Source organism: Roseivirga sp., assembly GCF_965216855.1.
In the GTDB taxonomy this organism is placed as follows: domain Bacteria; phylum Bacteroidota; class Bacteroidia; order Cytophagales; family Cyclobacteriaceae; genus Roseivirga.
On record NZ_OZ244204.1, the window covers coordinates 380,586 to 404,050 of the forward strand.

A 23,465-nucleotide genomic window follows, 5' to 3' on the forward strand; every position below is an offset into this window, starting at 1 on the left:
TCCGACTGAATTAGTTATCGTCTTTTTTGAATTTCGGAGGCTCTTCTCCTTTCGGCACAAAGATGAGTGCATCTGAATTGATACAGTATCTTAAACCCGTTGGGTCAGGACCGTCTTCAAATACGTGTCCTAAGTGAGAACCACTTTTGCTATCTACAACCTCCCAGCGAACCATACCCAGACTGGTATCTTTCCTCAACTCGATAGCAGTATCTGAAACAGGTTTCCAGAAAGCGGGCCATCCTGAATATGAATTATACTTAGTCTCGGAAGAGAATACCGGCTGCAGGGAAGCTGCTGAGTAATAAGTACCTTCTTCATAGAACTTATCGTATTTACCACCTCTTCTTTCTGTTCCCTGCTCTCTCAGAATGTAATACTGTTGTGGAGTAAGTCTTTCTTTCCACTCCTCTTCAGTCAATTGAATTTCATACTTCTCCTTCTTCTTTTTACCAGGACCCTGATCTTGTTGCGGAGCAACCGTATGGCTCTTGGCAGCAAAGAAGCTTGTGATCAAAATGATCACCAAACCTGATATTAAGATTATCTTTCCTTTCATGGTAGTCTTTATTTTGCCTAACCTGACTTACGTATAAAAAGTTTTGATTGGTTTCCTTAATCAGCTGAATTGTCTCCCAAGTGATGTTTTCGTCAGGTATTCATTAGAATTATCATCATTCGACTCGGAGACCACAACCGGATGGAAATAGATAGATGGCACTTTTTTCTTCTTCCAGGGAGCTAACAGCCCAATGGCCTTCTTAGACAGAAGATCATTCTTTAACTGAGTCTGTGCATGAAGCGGTTTTTCTTTGTCGTACAACACCACAGAACCACCACTTTCCTTCAATACTCTTTTCAACTCCTGGTAAGCCTGATGCTGACCTTCCTTCTCATAGCCATTAATGTAATCGAATGAGAATAAAGCATCAACCGAGTTTTCAATAAAAGGTAAATCTGAATTTTCGCAAAGCACCAATACCGTACCTTCCTTAACATCTGACTTAATAGCTTCCAGTCTCTGTAATGAAAAGTCGAGGTGGATGTAATGATTGAAGTTCGTATTGAATACGAGGTTGTGTAGTGCATCTACATCATGTGTAACGGCACTCATAAAGCAATCTCCAGACTTAGGTAGCAAGCCCTTAAGCTCTTTTAGCTGATCGTTTGTTAGAGGCTTGCTGTGAACTGATTTATGAACATCAGTAGATTTCCTTTCAGGACTTAAAAGCGGGTATTCTTCATAGAATGATTGAATGGCCTGTTCAGAAATTCTCAGTAGTGGATTCTTAGTTCGGTTTTTCGCGGCAACTGCTGTATCCTTTTTCAACAACAGCATGTCATTAATCACCGGGTAGAAATAAGTTTGATTGACTGTAACGTAGGCATCTTCCAGTTCTCTGTTCACCTGAATACCAGGATGAAAGTACAACTCTCCATTAGCTATCTTCTGATTGACAATAGCTAATTCACCGGAGGTAATAGGCCGAAGCGCCTTACCAGAGAGTGGACACAAGAAAAGGGAACTTGTTGTTGTTTCAGTCACAGTGTTCTAGATACGTAGTTATTGTACAGTATAGATTACAATAACCCTACCATTGGGTAAATTCGCCCAAAAATGATTAAAAAAGGCTGCTTTTCAAAAAGAAGGTTCCCAAATTGGGATTTAGTAGCCAAATAAAAACCGGCTGTTGCCGGTTCTTATTTCTTCATCGAAAAAGCCGATTTACTGGCTCTCAGCGCACTGCTGTACATAAGCTCTTTACTTACCTCTCCGAGGTCGTTCATGTACTTGCGGATTCTGGCTGTCGTTTCAATTGAACGCTTTTGAATTTTCTCTTCAGCGTATCTTAGGATCTTTCCTCCTATTTCCTGTGATCTTGACATTTCTATTACTTTTTGGGTTCAACTAATTGGTTAATATTCACGCGAGTTGATTAGTTGAGTACTTACTTAACGAGACTGAGCCAATTCTGTTTTCAGTCCCTGTCACTTAATATACAATTTACGAATTGCTAACCCTATCCGGATTTTGATCAGAGGTTAATCAACCTTCTTTTTTCCCTGAATTGCCGTATTATACTTTGGATATCCGGTGTTTCCGGATATCTGTCAATTACATTTCTAAGTTGGTCAATAGAGTCAAATCCTTCTGAAGTTTCAACATATCCAAAGCCGAGATACTTGCCTTGTTCTACCAGTACTACCGACTGCTCTTCCATTCCTCTGCCCTTCCCCACAATACAAAAAGAATCTCCTTCGGCAGTAAGCCCGGCCACAGCCTCACTGAACCTTGCTGCCAGCTCCCTGGCTCCCGACTCATCAAAAGTATATCCATGATAGTTGAGCAGATTGGCAGGCAGCCCACAGTCTTCGGGGTTGAGCCTATTCTCCCGAACAAACTGAATGAGAAAACTCCTGGCCTTATCGAATGAAGGAAAGGCCTTAACTGGTTTAAGTCCTTTCTGAACCTTTCCCACCGACATCCGATTGACACCACTTCCATCTACATAATGGTAAATACCATATTTAGGAGTTGGGAACTTCTGAGCCTTATTGAAGGGTGGAAAAAGACGTTTGATCTCATATGACTCCTTGAGAAAGGCAATCAGTTCATCTCCACAGACTTCGAAAGTAACATCATGGATCAGGTCTTTTAATTGCTGTTTGAAAATGACATCTGTGCTGGAAAAGTGGTTTCGGACTCTGCGCTTGATATTATTGGCCTTTCCAACATAGAGCACCTTACCATGTTCATCGTGGAAATAGTAGATACCTGTGGTCTCCGGTAGCTCATCAAATGTCTGTCGGTTGAGGTTGGGCGGTAAGTCTGCTTCCTTACTATTCTTTTTCAGGAAGAATTCTACTTCACCTGACTCATTTTCCAGTATCAGATCCATTAACTCTGCTGTCGCTCTGGCATCCCCCATGGCTCGGTGACGGGCGGCATTGGCAATATTGAAATGATCGCATAGTCTACCCAGGCTATAAGACTTTAATCCGGGAAACACTTTGCGTGAGAGTCTTACAGTACAGAGTTTAGGCAAGTGAAACCGAGCGCCTAAATCCTGAAACTCCTTCTTGATAAATGAATAGTCGAAGTTGACGTTATGAGCCACAAAGACATTCCCTTCAAGCATCTGATGTACTTCCTTAGCTACTTCGAAGAACTTGGGAGCATCGGCTACCATTTCATTACTAATTCCTGTCAGGGCAGTGATATTGGAAGGGATGTATGCCTCAGGGTTTAACAAGGTCTGGTATTCATCTACCACCCGTTTACCATCGTGAATGAGTATGGCAATCTCGGTGATTTTACCATAGGCAGCAGAACTACCGGTAGTTTCAATATCGACAATGGCATACATAGAATTAAATTAAACAACATTTCGTACTTTATGCCAGTATGAGTGAGAAATGGGTAAAAAAAGCCTCAGGTGAAGTTGTAGAGTTCGATGAAAGTAAGCTGAGAGATTCGCTTTTTAAGTCTGGTGCATCTGAAAATTTAATCAGCCAGATTATTGATACAATAAGCTCTGAGTTGAATGGAACTACTTCAACAAGAAGCATTTATAAAAAGGCCTATCGTATACTGAGGGCCTCTTCCCAAAAGCTTGCGGGTAAATACAAATTGAAAAATGCTATTTTGGAACTGGGTCCTTCGGGGTATCCCTTCGAGCAGTTTGTTGCCAAACTGTTAGAACATCAGGGGTATCAGGTTGAAGTAGGCGTAGATATTGAAGGAAAGTGTCTGTCGCATGAAGTCGATATTTTTGGGCACTATAATAACCACCTGATCATAGGCGAATGCAAACACCACGGAAACTCAGGCTATAAATCAGATATCAAGGTTCCGCTTTATGTTCATTCACGTTACAATGACATAGTGAATGGCCTGAGATCCAGGGGTGAAGAAAAAGACACCGAATGCTGGATCATTATCAATACCCGGTTTACTACTGACTCAGAACAATACGGTAGCTGCTATGGACTCAAGCTGATCGCCTGGGACTATCCGGGAAAAGGAAGTCTGCGTGAACGGGTGGAAGTATCCGGCCTCTATCCTATTACCTGCCTTTTCAGTCTGACCAAAAAAGAGAAGCAATTACTGATGGAAAATAACATTGTTCTTTGTGAACAACTGACTGAAAATCCAAAACTACTTGATCCAATTGACCAGCGAAAACACCATAGAATTCTACAGGAGTGCGAAGAAATCTGCTCTATGAATTCCTAAACATCCTGATCAGGAAACTCAACAGCACCACCAATATACAACCAAAGGCATTGTACCATAAGAAGCCCATGGTTAATGGGCCTGCTATTTCTTTCACGTTCAAATAGTGAACCCCAATAACTACTGCCTGGCTAATAATCGCTGCAATAAATACGGCATTACTCTTAATTGACTTGAAGAAAAAGGCTACTACGAAAATACCCAGCACAATTGGGTAGAATAATGAGCCAATCAGATTAACAGCCTGGATCAGGTTATCAAAAAGGCTTAAGGTAGAAGCGAATATGATCGCCAGCACCCCCCAGGCTAATGTGAACAATTTAGAGTTCCTCAAATAGGTAGCTTCATCAGCTCCTTGATTGATAGTTCGCTTATAAAAATCTATAGTGGTAGTTGAACCTAATGCATTGAGTTCTGAAGAAGTAGACGACATGGCTGCGGAGAAGATCACTGCAAACAAAAGCCCCACTACCCCCATGGGCATAGTGTTCATGACGAAGTTCATGAATATGTAGTCCTTGTCGTTAGACTCTCGCTCCGGTAAAGCCTGCTCTATCAGCCCCTTAGCCTCTGCTCTTAAAGCATCCGATTCTCCCTGAATTCTGTTCAATTCATGCTGAGTTGTCTCAATCAGAATTTCATTTTTGACATCAACTGCCTCATTAAGCTCCTTCACCAATTCCAGCTTCTCATCGAACAAACCCTGATAATCAGATTCCATTTGTCTGAAATCATCGCCATACTCTTCATTCATCAGTACTTCCTGACGTACATTTTCATTGAAGAAGATAGGAGGCTGATTATATTGATAGTAAACAAAGACCATTGCCCCAATGAACAGGATAACGAACTGCATAGGCACTTTCAAAAGTCCGTTCATCATCAAACCCATTCGGCTTTCTTTCAGCGTTCGGCCTGAGAGATAGCGTTGTACCTGCGACTGGTCTGTACCAAAATATGACAGAAAGAGGAAAACCGCTCCTGTCATTCCTGACCAGAAACTATATCGATCTTCGAGGTCAAATTCGAAATTGACAATATTCAGTTTGCCCATTTTACCTGCTACGTGCATGGCATCTTTAAAGCCCACTCCATCAGGTAGAGACATAATCACCAATACACCGGCCACAATCATCCCTCCCATCATCACAGCCATTTGCTGCTTTTGGGTTTGTGTAACGGCTTTGGTTCCTCCGGAAACAGTATATAGGATTACCAGTACACCAATAACGATAGTAGTTACCTGCAGTGGCCATCCGAGTAAAGCACTCAGAATAATAGACGGAGCATAAATGGTGATACCCGCGGCAAGCCCTCTTTGTACAAGAAAGATGAAGGCAGCCAACATCCTGGTTTTAAGATCAAAGCGAGATTCGAGGTATTCGTAAGCCGTATAGATTTTGGCTTTGTAATAAAGTGGCAGGAAGAAAATGGAGATGATGATCATGGCCACTGGCAATCCAAAATAGAATTGCACGAAACGCATACCATCTGTGTAGGCCTGTCCGGGTGTCGATAAGAAGGTGATGGCACTGGCTTGTGTAGCCATGATAGAGAGTCCTATGACCCACCATTTGCTGTCATTTCCTCCTCTTAAATATCCGTCTACGGTTTGTTCACCCCTTGTTTTCCAAATACCATAGGCAACAATAAAAATGAGTGTACCAAAAAGTACGATCCAGTCAATACCGGTCATGAGTAGCTAATGGTTATGAAGTAAAACAATGCAACACAAACTGCCAGAACGAACATGACAAAAGCGTAAACTCCGGTCCAGTTTCTAAAAAACAGAAACCTTACCTTTTCCTCTTCAGGCTTTTCTTCCTTCATTTTATTTGTTTTCGACTGATTTCAATGAGGCAGACTTAGGATTGTCCTGACCTAATGAGATCATATTGGTAAAAATTCTAAAGGCTCCTGGTACACCGGCTGGTAATTCCCTGAACCAGGAATAACCACTGTAAACAAAATAGCCTTCGCCAAATTTAGTGACTAATAAACCGCCATTCTTAGGGGTTTCCCCGGGGTCGTTGGCAGACAATATAGGAGTATAGTGTTCATCCCATTCATTAGGGAAATAGAGTCCTCTTTCCTGAACCCATCCTTCGAAATCTTTAGCAGTGATTTTATTGGGTCCGTTGATGATTGGGTGATCTTCAGCCAGAATTCTTACCTCGGCTTCCTCTACTGTTACCCTATCGCGGCTAATACTGAATTCATAAGGACCGATAGCTGGTTGATCTCGCATGGAGGTATTGTACTGAGTAATTACCGTTCCACCGGTTTCTACATACTTCATCAATTCGGGCTGAATGAAGTTCATTCGCTCGATAGTGTTGTAGGCTCTGACACCAACAATTACCGCATCATAGTTATTAAGTGTCTCCTGATTGATTTTCTCAGGATCGAGAATATCTACCGTATAACCTACCTGCTCAAGGCTGGCAGGAATATCATCGCCTGAACCCATGATGTAACCGATATACTGTCCCTTCTTCTGTAGGTCGAGCTTGACAATTTTTACCTCGCTTTTAGGGAAGGTCGTTTGGGTAGGAATGTGATCATAGTCAACGACTCTTAGCGACCTGTCATACACTTTGTTCTGGTAGGTAGCTTCAACAGTCATATAAGCTTCAGAAGCATTTCCAGGAGGTAAAATCTCCAGTTGAAATCGTTGCTCATCACCCTTTTTCTTCAATTGATAAGCAAGGTTGTTTTGACTGGCTTTCCAACCATCAGGTAGTTGAAGGTTTACTACCCCACTCACATTATCTTTTCCTGACTTCACCAACACTTCAACAGATTTGGCTTCCTGATCAGGAAACATAATCACCGAAGCATCCATAGAAACAAATACAGGAGGTGTAATTACGAAAGGTCTGTAAACTTCACCGTCTACTCTGTCATTTTCTTTGTACACAACCGGAACTTCAAACTGAACGGATTCACCCGCAATTTCAACATCGAGTGTTGCTGTGATGGCAGGCGGATTTTCAGGAAGGCCTCTTAGCTGCTGATCGGCAACGGTATACATTCCCAGAGCAGCCTCGTCCTTCAACCAGTATGGCTGGCTATTTTCTTCCGTAATCTTGATTTGGGTGTTGAGATTAACCAAATCATTATTAGCCAACACCTGATTGGCCGATACGGCTTCTGACCTACCTGAGAAACTAATCTTTTTGAGTTCAGCATTTATACCAGAGCGGTTAATGGCCTCGATATTTAATGTGACAGTTTCTCCCGGAGTGGCTGAATAGTCGTTGGCACGAACTTCCAGGAAGAGCCCCATAGCTCCTTTAATAATCTCCTCAATCTCTTTGAGCTTCTGTTCCTTCCAGTAGCTGTTTTTCAGTTGATCAATCTTTCCTTTGATCTGTACTAATTGAGGAACTATGGACGAAGGATTTTGCATATCAAAATCTTCATTAGCGCGCTGGATCATACGTCCAATTTCTTCCCCTCCTTCTACTCTTGACCAGGTTTGATCAATATTGGCGAAGATATCTCCACGGGGAAGTTCCCCTTTCCAATGCATCAAGTATTCCTTCAATTCACCTCTCCTACCAGTACTTCCAAATCCCTGAGACTTATGGTTACTTCTACTCAAGGCCGAAATTTCATCATAGGAAAGCCCTAGTAATTCATTGTAAGCTCCCAGGTCAAGCTCGAAGTAACCACTTTCATTTTCATGGCTGGATGTAAACTGACCTCCAAAGTTGTAGGTATTCCAGTAGAGTCCTTTCGGCTGCCAGGTATCTAAATATTTTAGCTGCTCGGGAAAAACGCCAGGGTCTGCTGCTTTTTCAAAAGCCTCCTGAGCCAACAGAGCAGAAGCGGTATGATGACCGTGCATTCTTCCACTATTATCTCTCGCAGTATCGAAACGGGTAATGATCACATCGGGACGAAAACGTCTGATATTCCAGATAACATCTGCAAGTACATCGTCTTTCTCCCAGATATTAAACGTTTCATCAGGATCTTTAGAAAAACCAAAGTCGTTGGCTCTGGTAAAGAATTGCTCTCCTCCATCTGTTCTGCGAGCCGCTAACAATTCCTGCGTACGAATAATACCCAGGTATTCTCTAATGTCATTTCCTATCAGATTTTGTCCACCATCACCACGAGTCATGGCCAGATAAGCTGTTCTTAGCTTTTTCTCATTGGCCATGTAAGCTATCAGACGTGTGTTTTCATCATCGGGATGAGCAGCCAGGTACATGACTGTACCCAATACTTCAAGCTTATTAAGTGCCTGCTTTAATTCTGCTGCATTCGGTTTTTTGGGTGCCTGTGCTAAGGCTGATAATGAAAAGGTGATTAAAGTCAGTGTGCAGAGCGCACGTAGTTTAAGTCCCATAGATTTTTCCAGTTGATGGATTGATGTACGGTCGTGAATATAGGAAGTTATAAAAAATCCACCGCTGGCACTTTGCTCAACGGTGGATATATTGTTTTATGCCTTAAAGAGCCGCTAGAGCAGCTTCATAATCTGGTTCCTGACCAATTTCAGGCACTTGTTCTGTATAGCTTACTTTACCATCGGCATCCAGTACAATGATCACCCTTGAATCCAGTCCGTTAAATGCACCATCAACGATCAGTAAGCCCATATCTTCAGCAAACTGTGGTGTTCTGAAGTCAGAAGCTACCACTACGTTGTCTATCCCTTCTGCTCCACAAAAACGATTCAACGCGAAGGGTAAATCTTTAGAAATACACATCACGACTGTGTTATCCATAGAGGCTGCTTTCTCATTGAATTTTCTGACGGACGTTGAACAAACAGAAGTATCTATACTTGGGAATATATTGAGAATGAGGTTCTTTCCTTTGAAATCACTCAGATTGACGGGTGACATATCGTTTTTAACAAAGGTGTAATTATTTAATGCAGTTCCTTTTGCGGGAAGGCTACCATTGGTTTGAGTTTCGGTACCTCCCAGAGTAATTTTTGCCATGTTTTATCTTGATTAAAGTTCGGGAAATCAACCCAAGTTAAGCAGGATATGTTTAAAAAAAAGAGGCCTGCCCATATTGGGCAGACCCCGGATCAAAACTCAAAACAACAATTATCTTCTAAAGTAGACGGTGTTACAGAAGTCGACCAATCTACTATTATCAAAAGTATCTTCTACCGAATAACTGAGAACTACATCTCCATAGTCCAATCGACCTGTCCCTTGTACGACATATCCGGCAACTATTTGTCTCGGTATGGTTAACCGATCACCTATTACCTCACCGAAAACCTCCACGTCTACAGCATAAAAGTTTCTGATATAAACTATACTGCTGTAAGGGTCAGCGTCTTTTACAATTCGTACATTATACCTGGTGAGTAAGTCGTATGTTTCGCTGTATTCTTCTACGTTGTATCTCCCGGTAAAAGCATCCCGTGGATCGTAGGGTCCTTCGACCACCCAGACGTCACAACTGGATAAAAATATTAGTGCTGATAGAATGAGTAAACCTTTTTTCATTTTGACCTCCTTGTTGTTTGATGTTGTACACGTAGGAATTCCAAAATGATGCCAAAATGAACACCAACAGAATCAGGCAGACTTGTATTCATCCATATTCAACTGAAATTCAACGGGTTAAAATCAATTGACTTAAAAAATTCGGCAGTCTGAAATCAAAGTCGTAGATTAATCTTCCACTAAAATCAAACACACACATGGAACTAGAACAAGAACTAAAGGCGGTTCTCGATTCTAAATTAGAGTCGATCAGGGCCGCAGCCGAATCCGCAGAAGTTTCGTTCGAAAGTATCTGGACATACTTTCAACAGTCAGAACAGTTGCTCATCAATTTGATGAACAGCCAACAGTCTCCCCCAACCGCCCCGGGGAGCATTGAGTACAGTTGGATACTCTACTGGTTGAACAATCATGCCCCAACTGCCTGGAAGGAGATACTTGTCGATTTGTTGAAAATGCCACCCTCCAAAATCAGCCCTGACGATTGGGACAAATGGATTGTTATTCTTTCCGGCCCAGGAGTGTTATCTGGTGACGGATCACTCATTTCCACGGCTAAGTTTGCCATACTGGATATAGGTTGGGTGGTTGCGCTTTTTACCTATTATCAGCTGGAACTGGGGATTATTAAAAGACACTCATTCAATACCAATCCTGCGAGAAAAGTAATTACGGGTCAGGATACTTTGAAAGTCGCGATGTTTGGAGATTGGGGTACTGGTAATTACAAAGATGGCAACCTACCCTACAGCCCTTCTCAGTTGGTCATGAATCAGATAAAGGCCATGAACCCTGATATCAATATCCATTTGGGTGACGTATATTATGCGGGTACATCATCTGAGGAGCAGACCAGGCTTTTAAACAGTTGGTACAAGGCTCCTTTGGCTAACTTTACCATGAATTCCAATCATGAAATGTATGACGGAGCCAATGGACTTATTGCTACTGCATTGGCCGATCCGATCTTTAACGAACAGAACCAAACCAATTACTTTTCAATAGAATTTGGAAACTGGCTGATTGTTGGCCTTGATTCGGCATACTACACGGATTCTAAGCTGTTTATGGAGGGTGCCTTAGGACAAACGCAGGTCAACTATCTTAAGAGCCTTGATTTACAAGGCAAGAAACTTATGATTCTCACCCATCACAACCCGATTCCTGAAACAGGCATATCTGCTGAGCAACCAGTATTATCACTTTGGAATGAGGTGCTAGATGAAGCTGGTATTACCCCAGATTATTGGTACTGGGGGCATATACACAATGGAATCGTTTATGCCGATATACCGGAGATGCGAAGTGTTAAAGGGCGTTGTCTGGGAAATGGAGCCATACCACAGGGAAATGCTTCGTGGTTTGAGAAAAATCCATTGATCGATTTCTATTGCAATACACCACTAAGGAATCCTACCCCTGATCAGAAGAATCGGGTAACCAATGGCTTTGCCATGCTTGAGTTTTCTGCTAACGGAGACCTAAGTGAGAAATGGTATGATCAGGATGGCACCCTGATCTGGTCAAGTTAATAAGCTTTAGGGGTTGAATTCCTCAACCCCTTTATTTTTATCAGGCTATGTTGGTATAAACAGCCTGCACGTCATCATCTTCTTCCAGCTTATCGAGCATTTTCTCAATTTCCTCAAGTTGCTCATCATTGAATTCTACCGGAGTGGTGGCAAATCGCTTCAAGGCGGCATTCTTTACCTCAATGCTCTGCTCCTCAAGTGCTTCTTGTAAGGCACCGAAGTTAGTGTAGTCGGCATAAGCATATACTGTTGTTACACCTTCCTCTTCATCGGTATGTGTATCAAATTCCTCCAGCCCGGCATCAATCAGCTCCAACTCTAATTCTTCCAGGTCCATCCCCTCAGTCAGAGTAAACTCAAATACGGCTTTACGAGAGAACATAAACTCCAAAGACCCATTAGGCACCAAGCCTCCACCGGCCTTATTAAAGTATGACTTTACGTTAGCAACTGTTCTGTTTTGGTTGTCTGTTGCACATTCTACGAAGACTAAAACACCGTGAGGACCTTTTCCTTCATAGTTGATCTCGACATAGGCTTCAACATCTTTGCTGGTTGCTCTCTTGATTGCAGCATCGATATTGTCTTTAGGCATGTTTTGCGCTTTCGCGTTTTGGATAGCGGTACGCAAAGAGGAATTCATATCGGGGTCAGGGCCACCGTCCTTGGCTGCCATGGTAATGGCTTTAGCAAGTTTTGGAAAAATTCGGGACATTTTGTCCCAGCGCTTCATCTTAGCGGCTTTACGATATTCAAATGCTCTTCCCATATCAAGAATGTTTCTGGCTGCAAAAATAAGAAGTCCCGCTAAATGTCAATTAGCTAAGAAAAAAATGTTAGTTGTTTGTCGCCACACTGGTTACAATAATCGAGGTAGTAATGGCAATCATAATGGCGGCCTGAATCTCACGGATGCTCTTATTGATGACCTGACTTACCTTAATATCCTTTGTTACTTCCTTAATCTTCTTTCTAACAGCCTTATAGTCTTCCTGATCGCGGAAGGCCTCTTTGGTAAGGTCAGTAGCATCAATCAGACTCAGAAGCATCAGGTCGTGTGGATCAATTGGCGTGTGATCACTAATCACGTCATCTAGTCTTTTTCTGACTTTATTTTCCGGGGTTAGATCGGATGTTGGATACTGCTCTGTGGGTATAATCCAGAGAATCTTATGCTCTTCCTTTCTCAGGATGCCTTTATTGATAAGGTGTTGGAGCGTATCATTCTTAATCTCATCAGATTTTTTGGTGAGTAACTGAATGCATTTCTTCAGACTTGGAGTCTTTAATTCTCTGATTGAGTCAATGATCTTATTGAGTGCTATTTCAGGTTCGTAACTATTGTCCTTTAATATGACATTTTCACCATCAATTTCGATCTTTCCCCTAACTGCAAACTCGAGCAGGATTGCTCCGGCCACACCATAATGCAGTCTGGTGGAATCAATCACAAATTTCCCTTTCTCGTCATCGAGGGCTAATAAAAGGTACTCTTCCAGCAGGTTTAGTTTCATGAGTTTTTGATTCTAAAGTCCAAGATACCAAATGAGCTTTTCAATCCCTACTTAAAAGAAAGGAGTCAAAGCAGATAGGTTGAAAAAGGGTAAAGAGGAAAGAAATCAGGCCGGAAATTCCGGCCTGAAGAGTCTTAAATAATGGTACTGATACCCGCTTTAATATTGGTTTGAGCACAGGAGTCTTCACCATCAGAGATGCAGTTGGCAATGTAGTCTCCTACCCTGTCTGTTCCATAGCTCTCTGATTTGGCAAGATCTGAAGTAACCATACCATGTCTCAGCGATGAGTTAACTGCCTGACGTACTTCTATGGCTTCATCGATCAAACCAAGATGGTCGAGCATCATGGCGGCAGAAAGAATGGTGGCTAATGGATTGGCAATGTTCTGGCCTGCTGCCTGTGGATATGAACCGTGAATAGGTTCGAACATAGCGGTCTTATCTCCTACTGAAGCCGATGGCAATAAACCGAGCGAGCCCCCGATGACTGAGGCCTCATCCGAAATAATATCACCAAACATGTTCTCAGTAAGGATCACATCGAAATGCTTTGGATTCTGAATCATCTGCATAGCGGCATTATCCACAAACATACAGTCAAGTGTGACATCTGGGTATTCCTTTGCCATTTCAGTAACCCGCTCCCTCCAGAGCCTGGAGGTCTCCAACACATTCGCCTTGTCGACCAGTGTCACATGCTTTCTTCGGTTTTGAGCAGACTGGAAGGCCAGATGCGCAATGCGATCAATCTCATAATTGGAGTAGGTACAATGGTCATAAGCTCCATCTTCTGTTCTACCTTTTTCTCCAAAATAAATACCTCCAGTCAGCTCCCGATAAACAACTATATCAACACCTTTTACTTTTTCTGTCTTAAGCGGAGACATGTGCAACAAGCTATCATATGCTGTTACAGGCCTTATGTTGGCAAATAAGCCCAGGCTTTTTCTGAGCTTTAGCAGTCCCTGTTCAGGACGAACTTTGGCTTTTGGGTCATTGTCATATTTAGGATGTCCAATGGCTCCGAACAGAAAAGCATCTGATTGTTCACATATAGCCAAAGTCTCGTCTGGCAAAGGCTCACCAGTATTGTCAATAGCCACGGCTCCTACATCTCCATATTCATAGGTGAAAGTATGACCATGCTTCTCGGCAATGGCATCCAATACCTTGATGGCTTCAGCTACTACCTCCGGGCCAATGCCATCTCCTGGTAATACACCAATCTTCTTTTTTACTCCCATAGTCAGATCACGTTAGAAGAGGCCTCGTAAGCCTCAATTTCCTCTTTAATGCTTACTAAAAAATCTATATCGTCATAGCCGTTGAGAAGGCATTCCTTCTTATAACTATTCACTTCAAAGCTTTCCGATTGACCATTGTAACTAATGGTTTGCTCAGGCAAATTGACGGTAATGGAAGTTGAAGGGTCTGCCTTGATCGCTGCAATCAGTTCCTGAAGAAAGGATTCACTTACCTGTACGGGTAGCAAGCCATTGTTCAATGCATTTCCCTTGAAAATATCAGCAAAGAAGCTGGATACAACTACCTTAAATCCATAGTCATAGAGTGCCCAGGCAGCGTGCTCTCTAGAAGAACCACATCCGAAATTTCTACCTGCTACCAGTATCTCTCCGGAAAAGGTAGGATCATTCAATACAAAGTCAGCCTTAGGTTCATCCCCCTGCACATACCTCCAGTCTCTGAATAGATTGTCTCCAAAACCATCACGACTGGTAGCCTTAAGAAATCTGGCCGGTATAATTTGATCTGTATCGATATCCTCAATCGGCATAGGTACTGCCGTAGATACTACTTGATTAAACTTTTCCATCTCAATTCAGGTGTTTACTAATGTCTACAATCTTTCCTTCTATGGCTGTAACTGCTGCCACAAGCGGGCTGGCCAGCAAGGTTCTGGCACCAGGCCCTTGCCTGCCTTCAAAATTTCTGTTGGAAGTAGAAACACAATAAGCACCTGCTGGCACCTTATCTTCATTCATACCCAGACAGGCACTGCAACCCGGCTCTCTCAATTCAAACCCGGCCTCTTCCAACACCTTATCCAAACCTTCAGCCTTGGCTTGTTTTTCCACCTGCTTAGAGCCTGGAACAATCATGGCATTCACATTAGCTGCCTTTCTCTTGCCTTTTACATAGTCTGCCACAATGCGCAGGTCTTCGATTCGCGAGTTGGTACAGCTTCCTATAAACACATAGTCGATGGCTTTTCCCAACAAGCTCTCACCTGCCTCAAATCCCATGTATTTCAAGGATTTGCTGAAGCTTTCCTGTCCACCTTCAGATAATTTCTCAGGAATATTAGCGGTAATTTTGATTCCCATTCCCGGATTTGTACCGTAGGTAATCATAGGCTCAATATCTTCTGCCGGGAAGTTATACTCCTGATCGAAAGTGGCTCCTTCATCAGAATAAAGGGTTTTCCAGTAGGCCAAAGCTTTGTCCCATACTTCACCGGTTGGGCTAAACTCTCTTCCTTCTACATACTCGAAAGTAGTCTCATCAGGAGCGATCATACCTCCTCGTGCGCCCATTTCAATGCTCATATTGCAAATAGTCATTCTGGCTTCCATGGAAAGGGAACGAATGGCCGATCCGGCATATTCAACAAAGTATCCGGTTCCACCCGCTGCAGTCAGCTTTGAAATGATGTAGAGGATAATATCCTTGGCATATACACCTTTATTCAATTCACCATCGATGGTAATCCGCATGGTTTTCGGTCTGGTCTGCAAAAGACACTGACTGGCCATCACCTGGGCCACCTGACTGGTACCAATACCAAAGGCGATGGCTCCGAAGGCACCATGAGTTGAGGTATGTGAATCACCACAAACCATAGTCCTTCCGGGCAGGGTAATTCCCAGCTCCGGCCCGATCACATGGACAATACCCTGAAAAGGGTGACCTAACCCGTAAAGAGTTACGTTATGCTTTTCACAGTTGGCCAGGAGCGTATCAACCTGATGCTTTGATAAAGCCTCCTGAATAGGTAAATGTTGATCTTTGGTAGGAATATTGTGATCCGGTGTGGCCACCATCTGATCCTTCCTGAACAATTCAAGTCCACGACTTTCCAATTCTGAAAATGCCTGTGGACTTGTTACTTCGTGTATTAAGTGTCTGTCTATGTATAAGACATCTATGCCACCTTCAAGGCTTTTGACTATATGCGCATCCCAAACCTTGTCGAACAGTGTTTTCGCCATATTATACCGCTACCTTTTGTTTATACTCTGCAATTTGGTGTAAATCGTTGTCTTCTACTTCCTTCTTATCATCTGCTACTTTCAGGAACTGAGCATACACCACGTCCAACTCATCCCTTGTCAGCTCATAACCCAGATTTTTCATGCGATAAGCCAGCGCTGCTCTACCACTTCTGGCAGTCAGCACAATTGAGGAATGATCAACTCCAACATCAAGCGGATTGATGATTTCATAGGTTTCTCTGTTTTTGATTACTCCATCCTGGTGAATACCAGAAGAGTGAGCAAAAGCATTTGCTCCAACAATGGCCTTATTCGGCTGAACCGGTACGCGCATCGTATCAGAAACATAGCGAGACAATGCATTCAATTGTTGGGTCTTGATATCCGTGTATTTGTTGAGGTCAGGGTGTTGTCTGAGTACCATTACTACTTCTTCCAAAGCAGTATTTCCAGCTCTTTCACCAATACCATTGATGGTACATTCAATCTGTGTAGCTCCGTTGATAACTCCGGCAATGGAATTGGCCGTTGCCATACCGAGGTCGTTATGGCAATGAGTAGAAAGCGTTACCCGGTCTACTCCTTTTACATTTTCCTTTAAGAATCTGATTTTAGCACCATATTCTTCTGGTAAGCAATAACCAGTAGTATCGGGAATATTCAGTACGGTTGCTCCTGCCTTTACGGCTTGTTCACAGATATAGGCCAAAAATTCATTATCTGTTCTTCCTGCATCTTCTGCATAGAACTCAACATCTTCCACATATTTCTTAGCCAAAGAAACAGCCGCTATGGCCCTTTCTACTACCTTTTCTCTGGTAGTTCTTAGCTTGTGAATGACGTGAGAATCGGACGTACCGATACCCGTATGAATTCTCGGTCTGGCAGCTTTCTTCAAAGCTTCTGCTGCTGTGACAATATCCTTTTCCACCGCTCGGCTAAGCCCGCAGACGGTAGCATTCTTCACTACTTCTGCAATGGCCTGGACTGATCCAAAGTCACCCGGGCTGGAAATGGGGAAACCGGCTTCGACAACATCTACTCCCAGCGCTTCGAGCCTCTTAGCTACCTCTACCTTTTCTTCGGTATTCAGTTTACAGCCCGGAACTTGTTCGCCATCTCGTAGGGTGGTATCGAAGATTTGTATTTTTTGTTGATCCATTGTTTATTTGATCTCCGTTCTTTGCTTCAATTCACATTTTCTCTCTAAGATTGAAGTTAGATATCAGGCCAAACGGCACCATAATAGAAGGACAATGTTCTACTATTTCTAATTGGCCATATTTGACAGTATATTTCTGTTAATCAACAACTTATTAAGGCTTGAATTACAATGGCTAAAGCAAAGAACGATTCGCTGTTCTCCCTGATAAAATCGCTGACTCAGACAGAGAAGCGACACTTTAGGCTTTATGTAAAGCGGAGTGGTAATACGCAGGATGTAAAATTCATCAAGCTGTTCGATGCTATGGACGGCATGAAAAACTATGATGATAAAGAGATTCTGAAGAAGGTACCCAGCATTAAGAAAATTCAGTTATCCAATCAGAAAGCACACCTCTACCGACAAATTCTATCGAGTTTAAGGCAATATCACATTAGCCAGAATATTGATATTCAATTGCGCGAGAATCTCGATCATGCCAAGGTGCTCTACAACAAGGGCTTTTATAAGCAAGCTTTGAAAATGCTCGATAAAACCAAGGTATTGGCCCGCGATACCAAGCACTTCACTATTGCACTGGAAGTGATGGAATTCGAGAAGCAAATAGAGTCACAATACATTACGCGAAGTATAGAAAACAGAGCTGAAATACTCACCAATGAGGTTTTAGACACAACCGACATTATAAAATCAAGCCATCAACTATCTAACCTCACCCTCAACCTATACAGTCTGTTTCTTAAAAAAGGCTATGCCAAGAATCCTCAGGAATTCGAAGAGGTGAATACCTATTTTCAGAGCCATCTACCCAAGGTGAATTTTGATAATCTCACCTTTTATGAGCAGCTCTATTATTACCAGGCTCATGTCTGGTTCAATAAGATTGTTCAGAACTTTCCTAACGTCTATAAACATTCGCTGGCCTGGGTAAAGCTGTTTCAGTCGAACCCTGAAATGATCATTAAGCAGCCTGTTCATTATATCAAAGGCTATCGAAATCTACTGGGATCACTCTTTCAGCTGCAGTATTACTCCAAGTTTTGTGAAGTACTGGCTGAAGTTGAAGCCCTAAGCCAGGACAAAAAAGTAATTCAGAATTTAAATACTGAGGTACTGGTATTTCAATTTCTCTACATCTCTAAAATCAACAAGCACTTTATGGAGGGCAGCTTTGACGAGGGCGTTGAGATCATTCCAGAGTTGACCGCGAAACTGGAGAAGTATCAGTACAAAATAGATCCGGAGAGGGTACTGATGATGTATTATAAGATTGCCTCGCTCTATTTTGGAAGTGGCAACTACCGCAAAGCCATCTTTTATCTCAACCAGATTATCTTCTATCAGGATGTGAAACTCAGAGAAGACATCCATTGCTTTGCACGAATTCTCAACCTGATTGCCCACTTTGAAGATGGACAGGACTACCATTTAGAATATCAGATTAAGTCCACCTTCCAATTTATTGGTAAAATGAACCAACAGCAGGCAGTGCAAAAAGAGATTATCAACTTCCTGAGAATCACAGGCAAGATCACTCCTGATCAGCTAAGGGATGAGTTCATCAAGCTATACAACAGGCTACAACCTTTGAGTGAAGATATCTATGAAAGAAGACCTTTCTTCTATCTTGATATCCTCTCCTATCTGGAATCTAAAATCAAAAGTATTCCGGTTAAGTTAGTCGTCCAGGAAAAGTTTGATGGATTGAAGTGATTTGAAATGAGCTTATTTCAATAATTCATTCAAGACCACCATACTATGATTAAGGAAAAACGATTATCTTATGTATTCGTTATTCAAGTGTATGAAGGAATCAGAAATACTATTCAAATACTCTACTTTACCTGAAAAGCTGAAAAAGGAATTTGAAAGCTTCCTTCAAAAGCTTGCATCAAAAGCACAAAAGAAACCAGAAACCCCAAACAAGAGACCTATTGGTCTGGCAAAAGGATTGATTGAAATATCTTCCGATTTTGATGAACCCCTGGAAGACTTTAAAGATTACATGAGTTGAAATATCTTTTAGACACACACATTCTACTATGGTTTCTTTCAAATGATCAGTCGCTAAAACCTCAACAAAGGCAAGCCATTGAATCTTTGGACAATCAATGTTTGGTTAGCAGTGCTTCCTTATGGGAAATAACTATTAAATACACTTTACAAAAGCTTAAACTGAAAATTGAGTTGGTAGACTTTTTTGATCTGATCAGTAAGTCAGGTTTTGACATTTTAGATATAAAACCGGAGCACTTCGTTAGACTGACCCAATTGCCATTCCTTCACAGAGATCCTTTTGATAGATTGATTATAGCTCAATCAATAGAAGAAAACACTGTTTTGATTACGTCAGATGATCAGGTATTGAAATATAAAATCCAATCCTTGTAAATGATTCCGATCAAACCAATGAGTGAAGAACCGATGAAAAACACTCTTCTTCTTATATCAGGAATCAAAAGTATCAGAGTAAAACTCACGGAGAGCAGAAAATCTGAGCTACATAATTCTCACCATCCCCAAATGCCAAACGCAATATTAGGCGGCAGTTGATGACCCGAATTCTTTAATGCCAGTACAATCTGACCTCTGGTGTGGGATTCGTGCGAAATGAGATACCCCATAAATCTGATGGGAGTCATTTCAATCTCCATCTGATTCTTTTTGAGAGATTCCTCCAATGACTTCCTGATTAAGGCATCTGAAGCTCTCAGCTGACTAATCAAGTAGGCCTTCTCCCTACTCTCAGCAGCATCAATTTCCTGATCCATCCCTTTAGCCAACTCGCTCTTTCCTAACCACATCATTCTCACATTGTGCATGTGCGCGAATTGCTCTCCCACATTTCTGGAAGTTGAATCGTTGATATCAAGTAGGGTCGATTCGGGCAGAAAGTTGAGTATCAGGTGGTTCATTTCAACATGTTTATCCCAGGTAGAAAGTACATCTTCAGAAGTCTGAGCACTTAAACTAAAAGTCAGGATAAGTAGTGCGATGGTGTTTACGGTTTTCATTTTGAGTTTTTTACTTGTTAGTAAATCTACAAAACGACTTCTGAAGAATTCAATAATCAACTGACTATTAAGCGAATACAAGCTGGAAGAATTTTCACTTCTACTGAAGTAGTATCACCCTTCAGCTCTCCATCTATCTGAAAGGTTCTGGGCTCTTTAAGCTCCACTTTTACTTCTGTTGTCTGGTAGACATCACAATAAGAAGCTGCATCATCTATATGATCGAAGAATTGACCAGCCAAACCCGGAATACTTAATTCCTTCAAAATGTATACTTCGAATACTCCATCGTCTGGTTGGCCCTTTGTATTGAGTACAGCTCCGGTGCCATACCTCCTGGCATTGGCGAAGGCCACCATGTGACAATATTCCGTAACAGTTTTCTCATCCAGGTGGATTTCCGCTTCAAACTTTTCCAGGTTGAGTAGCTGAGTAGTGACACCTTTGGCATAACCTAAAAATCCCCTTCTCTCTCCTTCCTCAAACTCTCTGACCAATTCGGCATTAAGGCCAACATCACTGATGTGCAACCCGAGATCCTGATTGTTGAAAAGCAGCATATCGGCCCGTATCGATTTACCCTGCTCAATTACGTTCAGCGCTTCCTCTATGTCATCAGGAATTTCCAGATCGGCTGCCATTCCATTGGCAGAGCCGGCCGGTAGTAAGCCTAACACAATTTCGGTATCCTTTAATACTGAGGCACAAAGCATTACAGTTCCATCCCCTCCAACCGCCACAACCGTCTCTGGCTGATATGCTTCAATCTTATCCTGTAGCTTTTGTTCATCATCTTCCCCGGTGGTTTCCCACTTTTCCAGCTCTAATTCTAAACTTTCTCCCCACTTGTCGATTTGCTTTATATAGACTTCTTTGTCTTTATCACCTGAAATGGGGTTAATTACGAATAGTATCTTGCTCATTAGAATTGATTGACTGACTAAGTTAGATGATTTCATCTCATCCGAAGTGGGCTTCTTACAAAGAAGCTCCAATTCATGGTAATTCTTTTCAAAAATGGTGGAAAAGCCGTTTTCGCTTTGTTGACTATCCATTTATTCTGGCCTATCTGGGCTATGGAAACATGAATCAGTTGATTTTGCAAGGACATGTTTTTCAGGGAATGGCACTAAGCAACCCGGAGAAACGTGCATCAACCTGGAGGAATATCATCTCCCTGATAAAAATGTTTCTGGTGAAAACGGTCAGAAAAGCCCGTGTTCAACTTCAAATTGGTGAAGAATATTATGAAGTAAAAACCAATGAAGGAGGGTTCTTCGAATTCAGTATTGAAAACCATCAACTCGATGCTGGCTGGCATGAAGTAACTATTCAACTCATGGACTCTGTTGTTGAAGGTCAGGAAAAAGTTGAACTGAAGTCAGAGGTGCTCATTATTAATGACCAGAGCCCTGTTTACATCTCTGATATTGATGATACATTCCTTGTTTCTCATGTGACCCAAAAACCCCTAAAGCTATATACACTCCTCACTAAAAATGCCAAAACAAGGAAGCCTGTCAAAGGTGCTGTCGATTTTTACCAGGCGCTACATACGGGTGCTTATCCCTTCTTTTACGTTTCGAGCAGTGAGTGGAACTTGTACGAGTTTTTAGTTCAATTCATAGAGCTGAATGAATTACCCAAAGGTGTATTGCAATTGAAGGACCTGAAAACAGGGCTCCTGGATTTCTTCAAATCAGGTTATGGCAGCCATAACCATAAACTGGAGAAGATTAAACGTATCATTGAGTTATTCCCTGAAAAACAGTTCATTCTACTCGGTGATAATGGCCAACATGACCCGAACATCTACCTGGACATAGCAAATGAATTCCCCGGCAACATCAGAGCGATCTATATTCGTGGAGTTAAGAAACGACACTGGACAAGTACCGAAGTAACGCTGAGTAGAATAGAGGATTCAAATATCGAATGGTTACAGTTTTCTCACACCCACCAAGCTTTCGAACATGCCAGGAAAATTAATCTGATTAAGACCTAAGGAAAGCTGAGAAGTCCTCATAGCGATTGCTCATGAGCCTTGACGTCTTCTCCTTTTTCATCAATTCCTCAGCAAAATCCGGCAAATCCAATGTCTGGCCCAATGCCTCTTCCATTACCGGAGCGAACTTAATCGGATGGGCTGTTTCCAGGAATACACCCGCCTGATCGATCTTAAGCTTTTCTCTCAGACCCGCATAACCAATGGCTCCATGCGGATCCAGCAAATAACCCGTTTGTTCCTTACAGGTTCTGATGGTTTGAAGAATCTCTTTATCATGAAGTGTAAAACCCGAAACATCCAGAGTCAGGTCATCGAATGAATGGTTATACAGCTCAAGCATACGAGGAAAATTACTGGGATTACTCACATCCATAGCATTGGCATAAGTAGCTACCGTAGGTAATACTTCGTATTCACAGCTCTCGAGGTATCGGGGAACGATATCATTGGCATTGGAACAAAGCAAAAACTGACCGAGTGGAAATCCCATTCGCTTAGCCAACATACCTGCAGTCACATTACCGTAGTTCCCCGATGGTACAGCCACCAAAGCATCTTCCGGAGCATCTAATTGCAAAGACAACCAGGCATAATAGATTGATTGAGGCATCCAACGGGCAATATTGATAGAATTGGCAGAAGTCAGGTTCAATACGCGGTTCAGTTCTTCATCTAAGAAAGCCTGCTTGACCAGGGCCTGACAATCGTCAAAATCTCCCTGAACTTCCAGCGCAGTAATGTTTCCACCCAGGGTGGTTAGCTGTTTTTCCTGCAAGTCACTTACTTTTCCGGAGGGATACAAAATGACCACATTGACACCTTCCACTCCATAAAAACCATTGGCAACTGCTCCACCGGTATCTCCGGAGGTAGCCACCAAAATGGTAGTCTCCCTGGTTTCTTCTTTGGCGAACTCTCCCAGGCACCTGGCTAAAAAACGTGCCCCAACATCTTTAAAGGCATAAGTTGGCCCATGAAAGAGTTCAAGGCTATAGATATATTCTTCTACCTGAACTAAGGGGATATCAAAACTTAAAGCCTCTTCTACAATGGTCTTTAATTGCTGCTCACTCAGGTCGGGTTGAACGAAAGACTTCATCATTTCGAAGCCTATTTCGGGCAAACCGGCTCCCTGCAATTGTCTCAGGGTATTGGCATCTAAAACAGGGATTGATTCCGGAAAGTAGAGGCCTTTATCGGCTGGCAAACTGTTGATTACCGCTTGCTTGAAACTCGTTTTAGCTGATGATCCATTGGTGGAGTAATACTTCATAAT

The 23,465-nt window shown here is 42.3% G+C and carries 24 protein-coding genes; 6 read left to right on the plus strand and 18 right to left on the minus strand.

Going from position 1 to position 23,465, the window contains the following annotated elements; translation table 11 throughout:
- Positions 1 to 10 precede the first annotated feature (10 nt).
- The 4 genes from msrB to ACOOEY_RS01655 form a co-directional block, all read right to left on the minus strand.
- Entirely contained in the window at positions 11 to 559 is a 549-nt protein-coding gene (gene msrB / locus ACOOEY_RS01640; RefSeq protein ID WP_420386925.1) for a peptide-methionine (R)-S-oxide reductase MsrB, read from the minus strand.
- A 60-nt stretch (positions 560 to 619) separates the two neighbouring features.
- Positions 620 to 1,516, minus strand: a complete 897-nt coding sequence (locus ACOOEY_RS01645; RefSeq protein ID WP_420386926.1) for a methyltransferase domain-containing protein — start codon at positions 1,514 to 1,516, stop codon at positions 620 to 622.
- A 185-nt stretch (positions 1,517 to 1,701) separates the two neighbouring features.
- Positions 1,702 to 1,887, minus strand: a complete 186-nt coding sequence (locus ACOOEY_RS01650) for a hypothetical protein (RefSeq protein ID WP_420386927.1) — start codon at positions 1,885 to 1,887, stop codon at positions 1,702 to 1,704.
- A gap of 149 nt (positions 1,888 to 2,036) precedes the next feature.
- Positions 2,037 to 3,368: an exonuclease domain-containing protein gene (locus ACOOEY_RS01655; protein ID WP_420386928.1), complete on the minus strand. Its 1,332-nt coding sequence runs from the start codon at positions 3,366 to 3,368 to the stop codon at positions 2,037 to 2,039.
- Between the two features lie 38 nt (positions 3,369 to 3,406).
- Between ACOOEY_RS01655 and ACOOEY_RS01660 the strand changes: the two genes are divergently transcribed.
- On the plus strand, positions 3,407 to 4,237 hold the full coding sequence (locus ACOOEY_RS01660; RefSeq protein WP_420386929.1) for an ATPase: 831 nt from the start codon (positions 3,407 to 3,409) through the stop codon (positions 4,235 to 4,237).
- On the opposite strand, the gene ACOOEY_RS01665 is transcribed toward ACOOEY_RS01660, so the two are convergent.
- The 5 genes from ACOOEY_RS01665 to ACOOEY_RS01685 form a co-directional block, all read right to left on the minus strand.
- Positions 4,224 to 5,933, minus strand: a complete 1,710-nt coding sequence (locus tag ACOOEY_RS01665; protein ID WP_420386930.1) for a sodium:solute symporter — start codon at positions 5,931 to 5,933, stop codon at positions 4,224 to 4,226. The two genes, ACOOEY_RS01660 and ACOOEY_RS01665, sit on opposite strands and share 14 nt — an antisense overlap.
- Positions 5,930 to 6,067 carry a hypothetical protein gene (locus ACOOEY_RS01670; RefSeq protein ID WP_420386931.1) on the minus strand — a complete coding sequence of 46 codons (138 nt, stop codon included), beginning with the start codon at positions 6,065 to 6,067 and terminating at the stop codon, positions 5,930 to 5,932. Before ACOOEY_RS01670 ends, ACOOEY_RS01665 begins: the two co-directional genes overlap by 4 nt.
- A 1-nt stretch (position 6,068) precedes the next feature.
- Complete coding sequence (locus ACOOEY_RS01675; protein WP_420386932.1) at positions 6,069 to 8,597, minus strand: PIG-L family deacetylase; 2,529 nt, start codon at positions 8,595 to 8,597, stop codon at positions 6,069 to 6,071.
- A gap of 103 nt (positions 8,598 to 8,700) precedes the next feature.
- Positions 8,701 to 9,198: a thiol peroxidase gene (gene tpx / locus ACOOEY_RS01680; protein WP_420386933.1), complete on the minus strand. Its 498-nt coding sequence runs from the start codon at positions 9,196 to 9,198 to the stop codon at positions 8,701 to 8,703.
- A 111-nt stretch (positions 9,199 to 9,309) separates the two neighbouring features.
- Entirely contained in the window at positions 9,310 to 9,720 is a 411-nt protein-coding gene (locus tag ACOOEY_RS01685) for a hypothetical protein (protein WP_420386934.1), read from the minus strand.
- 197 nt (positions 9,721 to 9,917) lie between these two features.
- Here ACOOEY_RS01685 and ACOOEY_RS01690 point away from each other — a divergent pair, with 197 nt between their 5' ends.
- Positions 9,918 to 11,252: a metallophosphoesterase family protein gene (locus ACOOEY_RS01690; RefSeq protein ID WP_420386935.1), complete on the plus strand. Its 1,335-nt coding sequence runs from the start codon at positions 9,918 to 9,920 to the stop codon at positions 11,250 to 11,252.
- Between the two features lie 40 nt (positions 11,253 to 11,292).
- Here the strand turns inward: ACOOEY_RS01690 and ACOOEY_RS01695 are convergent, their stop codons facing one another.
- From ACOOEY_RS01695 to ACOOEY_RS01720, 6 genes are all read right to left on the minus strand, one after another.
- The gene (locus ACOOEY_RS01695; RefSeq protein WP_420386936.1) at positions 11,293 to 12,021 is read right to left on the minus strand and encodes a YebC/PmpR family DNA-binding transcriptional regulator; all 729 of its coding nucleotides are present in this window, start codon (positions 12,019 to 12,021) and stop codon (positions 11,293 to 11,295) included.
- Between the two features lie 67 nt (positions 12,022 to 12,088).
- On the minus strand, positions 12,089 to 12,766 hold the full coding sequence (locus tag ACOOEY_RS01700) for a GOLPH3/VPS74 family protein (RefSeq protein ID WP_420386937.1): 678 nt from the start codon (positions 12,764 to 12,766) through the stop codon (positions 12,089 to 12,091).
- Between the two features lie 134 nt (positions 12,767 to 12,900).
- Complete coding sequence (gene leuB / locus ACOOEY_RS01705) at positions 12,901 to 14,013, minus strand: 3-isopropylmalate dehydrogenase (RefSeq protein WP_420386938.1); 1,113 nt, start codon at positions 14,011 to 14,013, stop codon at positions 12,901 to 12,903.
- A 2-nt stretch (positions 14,014 to 14,015) separates the two neighbouring features.
- Positions 14,016 to 14,603: a 3-isopropylmalate dehydratase small subunit gene (leuD, locus tag ACOOEY_RS01710; RefSeq protein ID WP_420386939.1), complete on the minus strand. Its 588-nt coding sequence runs from the start codon at positions 14,601 to 14,603 to the stop codon at positions 14,016 to 14,018.
- A 1-nt stretch (position 14,604) separates the two neighbouring features.
- Positions 14,605 to 15,999, minus strand: a complete 1,395-nt coding sequence (gene leuC / locus ACOOEY_RS01715; protein WP_420386940.1) for a 3-isopropylmalate dehydratase large subunit — start codon at positions 15,997 to 15,999, stop codon at positions 14,605 to 14,607.
- 1 nt (position 16,000) lies between these two features.
- On the minus strand, positions 16,001 to 17,164 hold the full coding sequence (locus ACOOEY_RS01720; RefSeq protein ID WP_420386941.1) for a 2-isopropylmalate synthase: 1,164 nt from the start codon (positions 17,162 to 17,164) through the stop codon (positions 16,001 to 16,003).
- A 171-nt stretch (positions 17,165 to 17,335) separates the two neighbouring features.
- Between ACOOEY_RS01720 and ACOOEY_RS01725 the strand changes: the two genes are divergently transcribed.
- The 3 genes from ACOOEY_RS01725 to ACOOEY_RS01735 all read left to right on the plus strand — a co-directional run bounded on the left by ACOOEY_RS01725 (position 17,336) and on the right by ACOOEY_RS01735 (position 19,558).
- Entirely contained in the window at positions 17,336 to 18,880 is a 1,545-nt protein-coding gene (locus ACOOEY_RS01725) for a hypothetical protein (protein ID WP_420386942.1), read from the plus strand.
- A gap of 91 nt (positions 18,881 to 18,971) precedes the next feature.
- Positions 18,972 to 19,181: a DUF2281 domain-containing protein gene (locus ACOOEY_RS01730; RefSeq protein ID WP_420386943.1), complete on the plus strand. Its 210-nt coding sequence runs from the start codon at positions 18,972 to 18,974 to the stop codon at positions 19,179 to 19,181.
- The gene (locus tag ACOOEY_RS01735) at positions 19,178 to 19,558 is read left to right on the plus strand and encodes a type II toxin-antitoxin system VapC family toxin (protein WP_420386944.1); all 381 of its coding nucleotides are present in this window, start codon (positions 19,178 to 19,180) and stop codon (positions 19,556 to 19,558) included. Before ACOOEY_RS01730 ends, ACOOEY_RS01735 begins: the two co-directional genes overlap by 4 nt.
- Positions 19,559 to 19,677: 119 nt before the next feature.
- Here the strand turns inward: ACOOEY_RS01735 and ACOOEY_RS01740 are convergent, their stop codons facing one another.
- Both ACOOEY_RS01740 and ACOOEY_RS01745 read right to left on the minus strand, forming a co-directional pair.
- Positions 19,678 to 20,181: a DinB family protein gene (locus tag ACOOEY_RS01740; protein WP_420386945.1), complete on the minus strand. Its 504-nt coding sequence runs from the start codon at positions 20,179 to 20,181 to the stop codon at positions 19,678 to 19,680.
- Between the two features lie 56 nt (positions 20,182 to 20,237).
- A complete protein-coding gene (locus ACOOEY_RS01745) occupies positions 20,238 to 21,104 on the minus strand; it encodes a diacylglycerol/lipid kinase family protein (protein WP_420386946.1) in 867 nt (288 codons plus the stop codon).
- Between the two features lie 26 nt (positions 21,105 to 21,130).
- Here ACOOEY_RS01745 and ACOOEY_RS01750 point away from each other — a divergent pair, with 26 nt between their 5' ends.
- Positions 21,131 to 22,186 carry an App1 family protein gene (locus tag ACOOEY_RS01750; protein ID WP_420386947.1) on the plus strand — a complete coding sequence of 352 codons (1,056 nt, stop codon included), beginning with the start codon at positions 21,131 to 21,133 and terminating at the stop codon, positions 22,184 to 22,186.
- On the opposite strand, the gene thrC is transcribed toward ACOOEY_RS01750, so the two are convergent.
- On the minus strand, positions 22,176 to 23,462 hold the full coding sequence (gene thrC / locus ACOOEY_RS01755; RefSeq protein WP_420386948.1) for a threonine synthase: 1,287 nt from the start codon (positions 23,460 to 23,462) through the stop codon (positions 22,176 to 22,178). The genes ACOOEY_RS01750 and thrC overlap by 11 nt on opposite strands.
- Positions 23,463 to 23,465 lie beyond the last annotated feature (3 nt).

What these genes read in the sequence shown, in the direction of transcription:
- msrB (WP_420386925.1), bottom strand. Translation starts at nt 559, where the DNA reads ATGAAAGGAAAGATAATCTTAATATCAGGTTTGGTGATCATTTTGATC.
- ACOOEY_RS01650 (WP_420386927.1), bottom strand. Translation starts at nt 1,887, where the DNA reads ATGTCAAGATCACAGGAAATAGGAGGAAAGATCCTAAGATACGCTGAA.
- ACOOEY_RS01655 (WP_420386928.1), bottom strand. Translation starts at nt 3,368, where the DNA reads ATGTATGCCATTGTCGATATTGAAACTACCGGTAGTTCTGCTGCCTAT.
- ACOOEY_RS01660 (WP_420386929.1), top strand. Translation starts at nt 3,407, where the DNA reads ATGAGTGAGAAATGGGTAAAAAAAGCCTCAGGTGAAGTTGTAGAGTTC.
- ACOOEY_RS01665 (WP_420386930.1), bottom strand. Translation starts at nt 5,933, where the DNA reads ATGACCGGTATTGACTGGATCGTACTTTTTGGTACACTCATTTTTATT.
- ACOOEY_RS01670 (WP_420386931.1), bottom strand. Translation starts at nt 6,067, where the DNA reads ATGAAGGAAGAAAAGCCTGAAGAGGAAAAGGTAAGGTTTCTGTTTTTT.
- ACOOEY_RS01675 (WP_420386932.1), bottom strand. Translation starts at nt 8,597, where the DNA reads ATGGGACTTAAACTACGTGCGCTCTGCACACTGACTTTAATCACCTTT.
- tpx (WP_420386933.1), bottom strand. Translation starts at nt 9,198, where the DNA reads ATGGCAAAAATTACTCTGGGAGGTACCGAAACTCAAACCAATGGTAGC.
- ACOOEY_RS01685 (WP_420386934.1), bottom strand. Translation starts at nt 9,720, where the DNA reads ATGAAAAAAGGTTTACTCATTCTATCAGCACTAATATTTTTATCCAGT.
- ACOOEY_RS01690 (WP_420386935.1), top strand. Translation starts at nt 9,918, where the DNA reads ATGGAACTAGAACAAGAACTAAAGGCGGTTCTCGATTCTAAATTAGAG.
- ACOOEY_RS01695 (WP_420386936.1), bottom strand. Translation starts at nt 12,021, where the DNA reads ATGGGAAGAGCATTTGAATATCGTAAAGCCGCTAAGATGAAGCGCTGG.
- ACOOEY_RS01700 (WP_420386937.1), bottom strand. Translation starts at nt 12,766, where the DNA reads ATGAAACTAAACCTGCTGGAAGAGTACCTTTTATTAGCCCTCGATGAC.
- leuB (WP_420386938.1), bottom strand. Translation starts at nt 14,013, where the DNA reads ATGGGAGTAAAAAAGAAGATTGGTGTATTACCAGGAGATGGCATTGGC.
- leuD (WP_420386939.1), bottom strand. Translation starts at nt 14,603, where the DNA reads ATGGAAAAGTTTAATCAAGTAGTATCTACGGCAGTACCTATGCCGATT.
- leuC (WP_420386940.1), bottom strand. Translation starts at nt 15,999, where the DNA reads ATGGCGAAAACACTGTTCGACAAGGTTTGGGATGCGCATATAGTCAAA.
- ACOOEY_RS01720 (WP_420386941.1), bottom strand. Translation starts at nt 17,164, where the DNA reads ATGGATCAACAAAAAATACAAATCTTCGATACCACCCTACGAGATGGC.
- ACOOEY_RS01725 (WP_420386942.1), top strand. Translation starts at nt 17,336, where the DNA reads ATGGCTAAAGCAAAGAACGATTCGCTGTTCTCCCTGATAAAATCGCTG.
- ACOOEY_RS01730 (WP_420386943.1), top strand. Translation starts at nt 18,972, where the DNA reads ATGAAGGAATCAGAAATACTATTCAAATACTCTACTTTACCTGAAAAG.
- ACOOEY_RS01740 (WP_420386945.1), bottom strand. Translation starts at nt 20,181, where the DNA reads ATGAAAACCGTAAACACCATCGCACTACTTATCCTGACTTTTAGTTTA.
- ACOOEY_RS01745 (WP_420386946.1), bottom strand. Translation starts at nt 21,104, where the DNA reads ATGAGCAAGATACTATTCGTAATTAACCCCATTTCAGGTGATAAAGAC.
- ACOOEY_RS01750 (WP_420386947.1), top strand. Translation starts at nt 21,131, where the DNA reads ATGATTTCATCTCATCCGAAGTGGGCTTCTTACAAAGAAGCTCCAATT.
- thrC (WP_420386948.1), bottom strand. Translation starts at nt 23,462, where the DNA reads ATGAAGTATTACTCCACCAATGGATCATCAGCTAAAACGAGTTTCAAG.